Source organism: Gimesia sp., assembly GCF_048260065.1.
GTDB lineage: Bacteria > Planctomycetota > Planctomycetia > Planctomycetales > Planctomycetaceae > Gimesia.
Genome location: NZ_JBLXHC010000002.1, coordinates 400,794 through 414,257, shown reverse-complemented (window position 1 = coordinate 414,257; position 13,464 = coordinate 400,794). Strand labels below are relative to the sequence as shown.

The following is a 13,464-nucleotide window of genomic DNA, read 5'->3' as shown; positions in this document are numbered from 1 at the left end:
AGACTTTGAGCGGTTTACCTCAGTTATTTAAATGGCCATAAAAAACCGCCAGGCTAAACCAATGTATTAATACACATGTCTACCCTGGCGGTAATGACGATTTTGATTATTCACAGGACCTGAAAATCAGGTTCTGCGGATTAGACAGCTCGCATCCGTTTCAGGAATGCGGCAGCAGCCTCATCCAGCTTCACAGATTCCTGTGTCAGACCTTGAGCGGCAGCCAGCATGTCATTGGCAGCAGTTCCACTGTCCGATGCTGCCTGAGAAACGCCTGAGATGTTATTGGTCACCTCGGCCGTTCCGCGAGCTGCTTCAGCCACGTTACGTGAAATTTCATTGGTGGCAGCAGTCTGTTCTTCTACTGCGCTGGCAATGGTTGTTGAAATTTCATCAATCTTTCGAATACTTTCTCCAATCGATCCGATGGCAGATACTGCGATATTTGTTGATCCCTGGATGGCACCAATTTTTTCGCTGATCTCTTCTGTCGCACGTGCAGTCTGGCGGGCCAGCTCTTTCACTTCATTTGCAACCACAGCAAATCCTTTACCGGCTTCACCGGCTCGGGCAGCTTCGATGGTCGCATTCAATGCCAGCAGGTTTGTCTGCTGAGCGATGGAAGTAATGACTTTTACCACCTGACCGATTTCGCTACTGGCATCACCCAGCTGTTTAATCGTATCATTGGTGCGATCTGCTTCTCCCACTGCCTGAGAAGTCATGTGAGACTGCTCTTGCACGTGCCGTGAAATCTCGCTGATTGAGGCACTCAATTCTTCTGCAGCAGAAGAAACGGTTTCCACATTTCGAGTCGCTTCTTCACTGGCAGCAGCAACCACTTGAGACTGACGTGCTGTCTCGTCAGACATATCTGACAGACTCTTGGAGCTGGCCTGCATCTCGGTAGCCGATGAAGTCACGACACTGACAATACCCTGAATTTCTGTTTCGAAATCATTTGCCATTTTGACCTGTTCTGTGATCACAGACCAGGAAATCATCGGACCAATATATTTGCCTTCCTTGTCCGTAATTGCTGTTGCCAGCAGGTCCAGGGTTTCATCACCCACTTTAATCTTGGCACGGTGTGGCAGATTTGAGGGATCTGCCAGCAGGCGGCGCTGCATTTCCGGATTCTTATGGAAAATGTCAATACTCTGGCCAATCAGTTGATCGACCGGTTTGGGAAGCAGATGCTCGATCTCTTTTAACTGTTTATAGGAAGCTGGGTTCATATAGACCAGCTCGAAATCTTTGTTGGCAAGCAGTACATTGATGGGGATATTGTCCATCATGTTCTGGACGCGGACCATATCATCTTCAGCCAGTTTCTTTTCTGTGATGTCTTGTGCATATTTCACAACTTTAATCAGTTTGCCCGCTTTATTACGGATGGCATTGTAAGAGGCAGAAATCCAGACTTCCTTGCCTCCTTTGCCGATGCGTTTGTATTCCGCAACCTGGTTGATACCGTTGTTGAGGCTCTCCCAGAATTCTCTGTATTCATTGCTGATCTGAAACTCAGGTTCGACAAACATCCTGTGATGCTTACCCTGAATTTCTTCCAGTGTATAACCAAGTGTGGCACAGAAATTATGATTGGCCGTAATGATGGTACCATCCAGATTAAATTCAATAACAGCCTGGGCATCACTGAGAGCGCCTAACTGTTCTGTGTAATCACAGAGTTCTTCTTCCTGTTTTACCTGCTGAGTTACATCTTCCCAGGTCAGAATCGTTCCTGCAGAGGCAAGCGGATTCAGATTGATTTTAACCGAACGATTTCCAACGGAGGCCGTAATAGATTTTTCTGCAGTCAATCCGGTCAGTGCGGATTGCAGTTCGGGTAGTTTTACAAACAGCAGACTGATGGAACTACCGACCAGTTGCTGGGGATTGACTCCCAGGTCAGTGCTCAGTTCCTGGATCAGCTTCTGACCTTTACGATTCAAATATGTGACAGACCCTTCCGAGTTCAGAAAGAGAATGGCCTGTGGACTGTGTTCCACAATTCCATAAAACTGATCTGTATCCTGCGACCGTTCAGTAGCCGCGCTCTGTCCCGTATTCTGTACTGAATCAATCGACATTTTACTCTTCTCCTTCGGATGGTTGATCTGTGCTTCAGATCGTAAGGGTAGTTCTGAATTGGTTTGGTCATCTTGTTTTGAAAGCGGCTGGTCTTCCACCCGGGAATCCACTTCTTCAAAACCGGCTCCCACTGAGCCTGAAACTGCCGTTGATTGAAGCTGTTTTGCGCGACTTGAGTCTTTGGCACCTTCAATCATCATTGTTGCAACTGCATTGAGAGCCTGACGCCAGGTCTCTTCCAGTTCTTCACTCCATTGAGCTCCAGCAAACTCTGCCAGTACATCGAGCAGAGTATCCGTTACCGGCGGATAGTCATCCTTCTGGACGCCCATTTCGCCATGTTCTTTTCCCAGCTGGTGTAATATTTTGGTCAGGGCAGGGGGATTCTCTAGTGATTTCAAAACCAGAACCAGCGCCTGGATCAGTTTCCCGCGCTGTTCTGAAAAATCGGTATGCGTAAAATATCGCAGCAGATCGGGATAATCCTCGAACAGCTTTTCATAAAACCGCTCGGCCAGCTGGTCTGCACGTGGTGCAACCAGTTCGAACGATTCCCGCAATGCAGTAACATTGAGATCCACAGGCAGGGCCCTTAATCAGACAGCAAAGTTCAATAAAAAATATCACTCAAAATTCAAAATGGTTTCCACATCCAGAATGACAAACAAGCCCTCATCTAACTGAAAAACACCAATGGTCACCGACCGCCAGTGCGGATCCAATGTACGAGGCACTGGCTCCATGGAACGTCCCGAAACATTGATGACATCGCCTACTTCATCAACCAGCAGACTGAAGGACTCTTCCCCTACGCGGGTAACGACATTCATTGACCGATCATCTTCCAGATCAGGCAGCCCCAGACGTTTTCGTAAACTCACGGCTGTTACGATCTGACCACGCAGGTTCAGCAGACCTTTGATCTCTGCACGGGCCAGTGGGGTCGGTGAAATCACCTGTTCCGTCAACACTTCCTGAACCATATTGACCGGCATACCCAGTAACTGGTCATCAACACGAAACGAGACATACTGACTCGAATAATCCAGCTGCGACTCCATTCCACTTCCTGAATCTGTGATTGCGATGCTCATGCATTAACTCCTGTTTTATATTTAGACCGTGCAAAAGACTCATCCAGACAGGAGATCAGTTCATGCGAATTAAACTTGACGAGGAACTCATCAAACCCAGCGTCCCGGGCTCTGGACTGATCTGTGGAGCTGTTGGCAGAGGTCAAAGCTATGACATTCATCTCTTGTGTGCTTTCCTGAGATTTCAGCCATTCACAAAACTCAAATCCATCCATCATGGGCAGATCCAGATCTGTAATCACGGCATGGAACCTGGAATCTTTCTCCAGCAGTTCAACAGCAGAGATGCAACTGTCTCTGGACACCACTGTGTAACCTTCCGTTTCCAGAGCGGTTGACACCAGTTGCCTGAAGAACATTGAATCATCGACAATCAAGACTCGGAATGTTTTTTTATCTTCGACTTTTTCAAACCAGTTCGGGGTTGAACGAGTCACATAATACTGGGTATCGATCACATCGATTGCATTCTTGCCAATAATGGCAGTCCCCAGTACGCCTGGTCGATCAGACTGCATCCGGATCACAAGCTGCTCGTCAATGATGTCTTTGATTTCATTGACCATCAGCCCCATCGAGCGATTATTTTCGGAGAAGACGATAACAGGTTGGGGATCAACGGGTTCTCCTCCGCCATAACCTGCACCTTCGATTGAAAGCAGTGGCAACAGATTATCGCGGTATTGAACAACCTTACGGTCACCGTTTAACTCAATACTTTCCAGCGGAAATTCTTCGAGCCGTGCGACCAGGGATAAAGGCACCGCCATAGTCACATTATCTTTCACACCGAACAGCAGCATACTGATGGTGTCCCGGTCAGAACTGGTTGTTGTTTCTTCCGCAACCGATTGTGAATGAGCTGAACTTCCGCCACACTGGTTAAAGATTCCCCCCACATCGAGAATCATCACTACCCGACCATCTCCCAGAATTGTCGTCCCCTGATAGAGACCGATATTCTTTAAAAGCCGGCCGACTGGCTTGACCACGATTTCTTCTGTATCAAAGATGCGGGAAACAATCAGTCCAAACTGATCTTCACCAACCTGCACCACTACGATATTCGTGTCATGCAGATCGTCATCTTCAGGAGTATCCTCTTCCAGTTGCAGAACTTCATTCAGATGCACGAGAGGTAACAGTCGATCTCGCAGCCGAAACACTTTTTTGTCGTGAATCGTTTCAATTTTTTTGCAGTCTTCAGCAGAGAGTCGAACCAGTTCCACAACTCCCAGTTGAGGAATTGCAAACGGCTGTGAGCCACTCTCCAGTACGAGTGCGGATACAATCGCCAGTGTGAGTGGAATTTTAATTCTGACAGTCGTTCCTTTTCCCATTTTCGAAGCGAGATCGACAGTCCCCCCGATTTTTTCAATCTGAGTTCGCACTACGTCCATCCCCACGCCACGCCCGGAAATGGAACTGACCTGTTCTGCCGTTGAAAAGCCTGCCTGGAAAATCATGGAAAACACATGGCTGTCTGTCACATGTGGTGCATCAGCCTCTTTGATCAGTCCCTGGGAAATCGCCTTTTTCAAAACCCGTTCCCGGCTGATCCCGGCACCATCATCCTGAATCTCGATGATGACATGCCCGCCTTCATGGTAGGCATTTAAATGAATCGTTCCCGATTCCGATTTGCCGGCTGCTTTTCGGACATCCGCGGTCTCGATGCCATGGTCGGCAGAGTTTCTCACCATGTGAGTCAAAGGATCTTTAATGGCATCCAGAACAGTTCGATCCAGTTCTGTTTCGGCCCCGGTCATGACCAGTTCGATATGTTTATTAGTCACCTGAGATAAATCACGCACCAGACGGGGAAGCTTGTTCCACGCATTTCCGATCGGCTGCATGCGTGTCTTCATCACGCCTTCCTGCAGATCAGTTGTCACGCGGTTAAGATGCGTGATGGGAGCCGCGTATTTCGATTCCTCATCTCCCCGCGCAAGTTGTAACAGCTGATTGCGCGTCAGTACCAGTTCCCCCACTAGGTTCATCAGACTGTCAACTACATTTACATTGACACGGATTGAGAGGTCAGCCACACTCACTTTGGAAGAACGGACTGCTCCTTCATCAGCTGCAGCTGGAGCTGATAGATCCGCTGGCTCTGCCAGAACTTCAGAGTTTGTTTCAGCAATGACGACTGCTTCACTTTCAGTGGACTCGACGACATCTTTCAAACTTTGTTCGCTGACTGGATCTTCATCGACTTGAGTAGCTACAGTGTTTTCTTCAGTTTCATCCGCTATCGGAGGAGCAGGGGAGGACTGCTGAGGAGTTGACGCCGGAGCAGCCGTTGCCAGATTGGCCAGCTCGTCCAGCATCAGGGTTAAAGTTGAATGATCTGTTTTCGGCTCTTCACCGGTTGCCTCTAATCCCTGCAGCAGTTCTTTAATACGATCGATGGCTTCCAGTACCAGAGAGATGGCTCCGGGAGATACTTCGAGCATTCGCTCACGCATCTTTCCAAGAACATTCTCGGCTGAATGCGCGACTGCTCCGAGATTCGAGAGACCAAGAAAACCGCAAGTCCCTTTAATGGTGTGGATCGTGCGAAAGATACTGGCAATCAGCTCAGCATTCTGGGGATCTTTTTCCAGCTCTACGATTTCTGAGTCTAATTGACCTAAATTCTCCCAGCTTTCTGCCAAAAACTCCTGCAGAATGTCGTCCATCAGCCCGTCCTGGTGATTAGGGAACGTAATTGAAGTGTAAATAAGACTTAGGCGTGGAGAGCTAATACACTGACCAGAAAGAACTTATAAACAAGCTTCTATACAAGCTTCGTTCAATATAATCCCCCCAACAGTACGCGATCTCCCCTTAAGCACTATCGTCATTTCTCCTTAAGCCCCTTGACCTCCTGTTATCCGCAGATGCAGAAGTGAGGGGAATTACCCAGCGAATCTGGACCTTTATCATCACAGGTGCACAGTCATCACACCGGGCGATTTACAGAATGACTCAATTGCAATGAACAATAGTTTCAACTCCACCCGGAATACTTAACTTTGTTGTATTATTAAGAAATCAAACCTGAGTCGGCGTTCGGTTGTATGGTCGTCCTGAGACCATTACAATCCACCCCGATTGAAAGTTACCCGACAGCGGACAGAGGTGCGTAGTGGAATCGTTCTCCATCTCCTCTGCCCTCAAATATATACATCTAATAGTTTATTAAACGAAGGAGTAAGTCCTGTGGCTGCGGTAAAGGTTGGTATCAATGGTTTTGGGCGTATTGGACGTATCACATTCAGAGCACTTGCTGCTCGTCCGGAAGAATTCGAAGTCGTTGCCATCAATGACCTCGGAGATCCTAAAAAGCTGGCATTACTGTTGAAATATGACAGTGTTCAGGGCCGTTTTCCTGGTACGGTTGATGTCGATGGAAACGATCTGATCGTCAATGGTAAAAAAGTTCGTGTCTGTGCTGAACGTGATCCACGTGAACTTCCCTGGAAAGAACTGGGAGTTGAAGTGGCTCTGGAATCAACTGGTTTCTTTACAAACCGTGAAGCCGACGGAAAACCAGGTTACGACAGCCACCTGACCGCAGGGGCTCGTAAAGTTGTCATTTCTGCACCTGCCAAAGACACACCAGACATGACTGTTGTATTTGGTGTCAATGATGACCAGCTGACTTCTGAGCACATCTGTGTTTCCAATGCCAGCTGTACAACGAACTGCCTGGCTCCGATGGCCAAGGTCCTGCATGAAAACTTTGGAATTGAACACGGTTTAATGACCACCGTGCACGCTTACACCAACGACCAGCGTGTTTCAGACCAGCTGCACTCCGACCCCCTGCGGGCACGAGCTGCTGCATTGAATATCATTCCAACAACAACTGGTGCTGCCAAAGCCGTTGGCCTGGTACTGCCGGAACTGAACGGAAAATTGACTGGTCTCAGCCTCCGCGTTCCTGTCCCGGTCGGCAGTATTACTGACCTGGTTGTGACTTTGAGCAAAGATGTGACTGTAGAAGAAGTCAATGCCGCCATGAAGGCTGCTGCAGAAGGTCCAATGAAAGGCATTCTGGAGTACAACACCGATCCCATCGTTTCCAGCGATATCGTAGGCAACACTCACAGCTCTATCTTTGATGCCAGCTGGACAACTGTCATCGGCGGAAACATGCTGAAAGTCTTGAGCTGGTACGATAACGAATATGGTTATTCAAACCGGACTGCAGACATGATCGCCCGACTGGCACAACTGTAAGCTATATAAGAGCTTGTCAAAAACAAGCCTTGATTCAGTTTATAATTCAGCCGAGATGAGCCCCATCTCGGCTGTTTTTCGAACCGGACACATATATACACCCGGCCATGCATTTTAACTTTCGTCTAGACTCTGCTCAGCCAGATTGTCAAAATGTGACGCTTACAATTAAAGCCCGTCTCATTATTTAACTGATTTTGAAATCAACGTACCGACTCCAGGCCGTATCCAGTTAAATTCTCACCACTTCGAATCGAGATCACGTGTTTTGAGAACAAGCGGTAATGCGACAGTCTGACTGGTTAAGAACTCAGGTACTTGTTTTTGATTTTCGATCGTATATCATTTCTGGAATCTATGACTAACTCTGAACTTAAGTATAAATTGAATTCGAACTCACCCGTAATCGCCCCTTCGATGCTGAAGTGCGACTTCGGTAATCTGCACCGGGAAATCGAGCTGCTGGAAAGAGCCGGCGCTCAGGTACTCCACTGGGATGTGATGGATGGGCATTTTGTTCCCAACCTTTCCTACGGAGCACTGTTGATTGAACGAGTCCGCCCCTTGACCAGCATGGCCTTTGATGCGCACTTAATGATCAGCCATCCGGAAAAGTACATTGATGATTACATCAAAGCCGGCTGTGATTCCATCACCGTCCATATCGAAGCGGTTCCTGATCCCAGTGAGATATTAAATCATTTAAATCAGTCAGGGGTCATCCCTGGCCTGGCCATCAGCCCCAAAACTCCCCTGAGCGCTGTCGAACCCTACCTGGATCAGACTGGACTGGTCCTGATAATGAGTGTGGAACCCGGGTTTGGCGGACAATCCTTTATCGAATCGAGCATAGAGAAAATCAAACAACTGAAATCAATGATCGCCGACGATACGATTCTGTCGGTCGATGGCGGAATTGCCCTGGATACGATTGCTGGAACGGCCGGCGCTGGCGCCAACTATTTTGTTGTCGGAAGTGCGATCTTTGATCAGGCCGATTATTCTACAGCTGTCAGCGAACTGGCTGTTAAAGCCGGGAGCCAGACAGCTTCCTCAACTTAAAAGAGATAAATTAAAATGCCCACTGTGGTACTGATACGACCTGGTTGTACAGACTTTGATAAAGATGAACGAATACAAGGGACGCTCGATCTTCCTCTCAACGCAGAAGGGGAAGAACAGGTCAAAAATCTCATTTCTCAGATCGAAAACTCTGGGATTGAAACGATTATTACTTCCTCTTCTGAACCAGCCCTTTCGACTGCCGAACAGCTGGGTGAAAACCTGGGAGTTCCCGTCAAAGAAAAAGAAGGCCTGAAAAACCTGAACCAGGGTCTCTGGCAGGGACTGGAATATGAGGAAGTTCGCCGGAAATACCCGAAATTACTGAAACAATGGACAGAATCACCTGAAACAGTTTGTCCACCAGAGGGAGAACTGGCCTCCGAAGCTGTAAAACGCGTACAAAAAACACTACAGAAATACCTGAAAAAGAAACAGAACTTTGCTATTGTGGCTTCCGAACCTCTGGCAACAATCATTTCCTGCGTGTTACGAAATGAAAATCAAGAGAAAATTTCTTTTGAACACAACGGTAAATTTTGTCAGAATGAAATGTTCGAAATTCTTGAATCACCTCCCAAAAAAAGTGATTCAAAACAGGTAAGTTCTGACGATCAAACAGAAAAGAAGGATTCCCCCCAGGGTCAAGGAAACCACACAGAGAAGTGGCGGTTCGAGGAGGCCAAATAAGATGAGTTCAACTCCAAAATCTAATATTGATTCATGGTTAAGTCATTCTTCCCGTCCCAAACGGGGAGTACCGGAAGGACTCTGGCAACGCTGTCCTGCCTGTAATGCCACCGTTTTCTGTAAACAGGTCGAGCAGGGGCTGGGCCTCTGCCCGGAATGTGATCACCATTTTTACATCTCGGCAGAAACCCGAATTCAGCAACTGCTTGACCCGGACAGTTTTGAAGAATGGTTTCCGGATCTCACTGCCGGTGACCCGTTAGAATTTGCGGACAAAAACAAAACCTACAAAGATCGGCTCGTCATTGAGCAGAAGAAAACAGGGATGAAAGATGCCTGTATCGTCGGGCGTGGCTACATGCGTGGTCGTCCCCTGGTGATTGGTATTACAGACTCTGCTTTCATTATGGGCAGTATGGGTTCCGTCGTAGGAGAAAAGCTGACCCGGGCCATCGAACAGGCAACCGAGCTGAAACTGCCACTGATCATTATCAGTGGTTCCGGCGGCGGTGCACGCATGCATGAAGGAATTTTCTCCCTGATGCAGATGGGGAAGGTCTCTGCTGCACTCGGGCGTTACCACGATAAAGGCGGGTTGTTTATCTCCGTTTTGACCAACCCCACCATGGGAGGGGTAGCCGCCAGCTTTGCATCGCTGGGAGATATTGTGGTCGCAGAACCAGAAGCCCTGATCGGATTTGCCGGACCGCGTGTTGTTGAGGCGACCATCAAAAGCCCGCTGCCTGAAGGCTTCCAGACCAGTGAGTTTCTGCTCGAACATGGTTTCATCGACCGCATTGTTTCCAGACCAAAACTTCGTTCGGAACTGGCACGCCTGATCGACTATTGTGCCTGATCTCCGAAGTCGGGAATCACGTTGTCATCAACGGCAAAGACTGGACAGGCCTTTCTTCAACGGTATTATTGAAAGCTTTGTCTGGCAGCACTTTGCGTATTGCCTCAAAGACACTTATACTATTGATATCGGGCCGGTTACAATTCTTCTGAGCCCGGGATATGCCTGGTCCTGAATTCACTCTTTGCCTGCTGGTGAATACATGAACTTTTTAAAGCGTTTCTTTTCCAAAGAGCCCCGCCAGCCGCGGGTCAATATCAAGCAGCGTTTTGAACTGATCGGACGTGTCGGGCAGGGCAGTATGTCGAAAGTCTGGCGTGCCCGTGATCTCAATTCAGGCAGGACCGTCGCCCTCAAGGTTCTCCATAAACAGAAAACGGAAGAACTGGAAGCCAGATTCGTCGGGTTAAACAAACCCAAAGAAGGCGACATTGCCGTTCAGTTTCAGCATCCCCATATCGTCAAAACATTCGAACATGGACTGACTTCCGATGGTGAGCAATTCCTTGTCATGGAATTCATCGAAGGTTACAGCCTCAGCTTTCTGGTCGAAGCTCAAAATGAGGACATGCGAACCAATTGCCTGAAATACATGATCCAGCTCGGCGAAGCGATTCAGTATTTCCATAACCAAAACTGGATCCATCGCGATATCTGTCCCCGAAATATCATGGTCGATAATGAGCAGCAGCTCAAATTAATCGATTTTGGCCTCGTCGTTCCCAATACACCGCCATTTTTACAGCCTGGTAACCGCACGGGGACTGCCGCCTACATGGCACCTGAGTTAATCAAGCGACAGAAGACCAGCCAGCAAATTGATATCTTTTCTTACGCAGTAACCTGCTACGAAATGCTGACGAAACGCCTCCCCTGGAAGGCCGCAGAAACAATGGAAGCAGTACTGCAACACATCAATTCACCACCTAAACCGATTCAGGAACTGCTCCCCGGAATCGATCCCAGGGTCGCCGATGCGATCATGAAAGGTCTGGAGCTGTATCCTCAGGATCGCTGGCAGACAATCGAGGAGATGCTGGCCCCGCTTAAAGAAGTCTACCAGACACAGAAAACAGCGGTTGCCCAACAGAAGACCGAAACCACTGACAGTACCACATCCCGACCTGCGGCCGCTGCTCCCGAAAAGAAAAGGACTAGTGAGAAAGTCGATCCGAACTCCAGTCGACCACGCTCTACTCAAAAGTCAGATTTGACTCCCGAGCAGCGACTCCGTCGGAGAAAACGCAAACCACCAGTGGAAGGTTCTTCAGAAGCTTCAGAAACTCAATCGCAACCTGGCTCCGCTTCTGGTAAAGAACAGCATACATCCCGAAAAAGTACACCTTCGCGTCCCAAACCCGGTAATCCCGATGAAAGTCGCTGAATTCGCTCAACTGTAGTGGAGCAGCATTCGATGAGATGAATTTCGCTCCTGTTTTTTATACGACAATTGATTTAGTTACATGCCCCTGTCTACCAGCCCGAACCAATCGAATCACCTGGCTTCTCTCAATCCGGCACAGCGTGAAGCTGCATCCACTCTTTCCGGACCGCTTCTGGTATTAGCCGGAGCAGGAACCGGGAAAACCAGAGTCATCACCTATCGCATGGTGGAGCTCATCCGGAGTGGAGTTGCGCCGGATAAAATTCTCTCCGTAACGTTCACGAATAAAGCAGCAAAAGAAATGCAGGAACGTATGGCTGCATTGCTGGGCAAACGACTGCCTGCCAAGCCATTCATTTCCACATTCCACTCACTCTGTGTCCGCATCCTGAGGGAAGAAATCTCTTTACTGGGATATCCAGAGAAATTCGTCATTTACGATCGAGGCGATCAGGAGTCGGCAGCCAGAACTGCGCTCCGGGAAATCCGGGTTAACGACAAAAGCCTGCGCCCCGGTGATCTGCTCAACCGGATCAGTACCTGGAAAATGGCAAATGTATCCCCGGAAGATGCTACCAACTACACCGAAAATGATTTCGACTTCCTGGCTGCGATGGCCTATCGAAAATATCAGAGCAAACTGCGGTCCAGCGGAGCGGTCGATTTTGACGATTTATTGATGCTGACAAACCAGCTCTTCTCAGATCACCCGGAAGTCCTCGAACGGGTTCAGGCAAAATTTGATTATGTCCAGATCGACGAATATCAGGACACCAATCTCTCACAGTTCAGTCTGATCCGCGCGCTGGTGAAGCCTCACCAGAACCTGTGTGTGGTCGGCGATGATGATCAGTCTATCTATGGATGGCGTGGCGCCGAGGTAAAGCATATCCTGGGATTCCAGCAACAGTTCCCGGGAGCCAAGGTTGTTCGGCTCGAAAGCAATTACCGCTGTACCGATAAAATTATTGATCTGGCCAACCGCCTGGTAACCCATAATCGAGACCGGCACAAAAAACAGCTGATTGCTCACAAAAAAATGGGCGCTCCGGTACGCTTTCTTGAACTGGCAGACGAATTAACCGAAGCCGAAAAGATCATTGGTGAGATCAGGTATCTGCATGAGGCACAGGACGTTCCTTTACGCGACTTCGCAATTCTGTTTCGCACCAATGAACAACCCCGGGTCTTTGAGACAGAATTACGCCGCACGAATGTCCGCTACCAACTGATCGGCAGCCAGTCATTCTTTGATCGCCGCGAAATCCGGGATTTGCTCGCGTACCTCAAAACTCTGGCATTTCCACATGATGAACTTTCCATGTTGCGGATCATCAATACACCTACGCGCGGTATCGGCAGCAGCACGGTTGAAAAATTAGTCAATCAATCCGTCAAAGCCGGAAACAAGTTCTGGGAAATGGTCGAATCCGCTCAGGAAACAAACGACCTGAGTGCCCGCGCAAGTAGTGCACTGAATGGATTTCACGATCTGTTGAAACGATATCGATCCCGACTGGAACACTCACCCCGCGAGCTTTCTCGAATCATGCATGACTTGATCAAAGAAATTGACTACGAAGGGGAAATCAAAAAACAGTACAAGACTTCGGAGCAACAGCAGGCACGCATTGTGGTTCTTGAACAGTTCATCGAATCAATCAATGAATACTGCCGCCGAGCCAGTGATCCTTCCCCCGCGGGATTTCTGGAAGAAACCGCACTGGGGGACCGAGATGATCTGAACGAAAAAGAAGACCAGCTCGCCCAGGACGCCGTCAAACTCATGACACTTCATAGCGCCAAAGGGCTGGAATTCCCCCGCGTCTATCTTGTGGGAATGGAAGAAGGGTTGCTGCCTCACAAACGCTCTGTGGAAGGTACCGATTCAGAAATTGCGGAAGAGAGACGAATCGCGTATGTCGGCATCACGCGGGCTCAGGATTATCTCACACTAAGTCGTGCAGCAACGCGAACCAAATGGGGAAAAAAGCAACCCACACTCCCGTCGCGTTTTCTCTTTGAAATGCGTAATACGGATGGTGAAGAGTAACCCG

At 48.6% G+C, this 13,464-nt stretch carries 9 protein-coding genes; 6 read left to right on the top strand and 3 right to left on the bottom strand.

Annotation, left to right across the window (positions count from 1 at the left end; all coding sequences use genetic code 11):
- Positions 1-140: 140 nt before the first annotated feature.
- From ACN0YN_RS04670 to ACN0YN_RS04660, 3 genes are read right to left on the bottom strand one after another with little or no spacing between them, the layout of a single operon-like run.
- The gene (locus ACN0YN_RS04670) at positions 141-2,675 is read right to left on the bottom strand and encodes a methyl-accepting chemotaxis protein (RefSeq protein ID WP_417383827.1); all 2,535 of its coding nucleotides are present in this window, start codon (positions 2,673-2,675) and stop codon (positions 141-143) included.
- A 42-nt stretch (positions 2,676-2,717) separates the two neighbouring features.
- Entirely contained in the window at positions 2,718-3,188 is a 471-nt protein-coding gene (locus tag ACN0YN_RS04665; protein ID WP_417383826.1) for a chemotaxis protein CheW, read from the bottom strand.
- Entirely contained in the window at positions 3,185-5,869 is a 2,685-nt protein-coding gene (locus ACN0YN_RS04660; RefSeq protein WP_417383825.1) for a chemotaxis protein CheW, read from the bottom strand. The genes ACN0YN_RS04665 and ACN0YN_RS04660 overlap by 4 nt, the downstream gene beginning before the upstream one ends.
- A gap of 523 nt (positions 5,870-6,392) precedes the next feature.
- Here ACN0YN_RS04660 and gap point away from each other — a divergent pair.
- The 6 genes from gap to ACN0YN_RS04630 all read left to right on the top strand — a co-directional run bounded on the left by gap (position 6,393) and on the right by ACN0YN_RS04630 (position 13,460).
- Positions 6,393-7,415 carry a type I glyceraldehyde-3-phosphate dehydrogenase gene (gap, locus tag ACN0YN_RS04655; RefSeq protein WP_417383824.1) on the top strand — a complete coding sequence of 341 codons (1,023 nt, stop codon included), beginning with the start codon at positions 6,393-6,395 and terminating at the stop codon, positions 7,413-7,415.
- Between the two features lie 357 nt (positions 7,416-7,772).
- A complete protein-coding gene (gene rpe / locus ACN0YN_RS04650; RefSeq protein ID WP_417383823.1) occupies positions 7,773-8,477 on the top strand; it encodes a ribulose-phosphate 3-epimerase in 705 nt (234 codons plus the stop codon).
- A gap of 15 nt (positions 8,478-8,492) precedes the next feature.
- Positions 8,493-9,167 (top strand): histidine phosphatase family protein, encoded by a 675-nt coding sequence (locus ACN0YN_RS04645; RefSeq protein ID WP_417383822.1) that lies wholly within the window; start codon positions 8,493-8,495, stop codon positions 9,165-9,167.
- Position 9,168: 1 nt separating this feature from the next.
- Positions 9,169-10,023, top strand: a complete 855-nt coding sequence (accD, locus tag ACN0YN_RS04640) for an acetyl-CoA carboxylase, carboxyltransferase subunit beta (protein WP_417383821.1) — start codon at positions 9,169-9,171, stop codon at positions 10,021-10,023.
- A 202-nt stretch (positions 10,024-10,225) separates the two neighbouring features.
- Complete coding sequence (locus ACN0YN_RS04635) at positions 10,226-11,407, top strand: serine/threonine protein kinase (protein ID WP_417383820.1); 1,182 nt, start codon at positions 10,226-10,228, stop codon at positions 11,405-11,407.
- Between the two features lie 79 nt (positions 11,408-11,486).
- Positions 11,487-13,460, top strand: coding sequence for an ATP-dependent helicase (locus tag ACN0YN_RS04630; RefSeq protein ID WP_417383819.1), 1,974 nt, complete (start codon positions 11,487-11,489; stop codon positions 13,458-13,460).
- Positions 13,461-13,464: the final 4 nt, after the last annotated feature.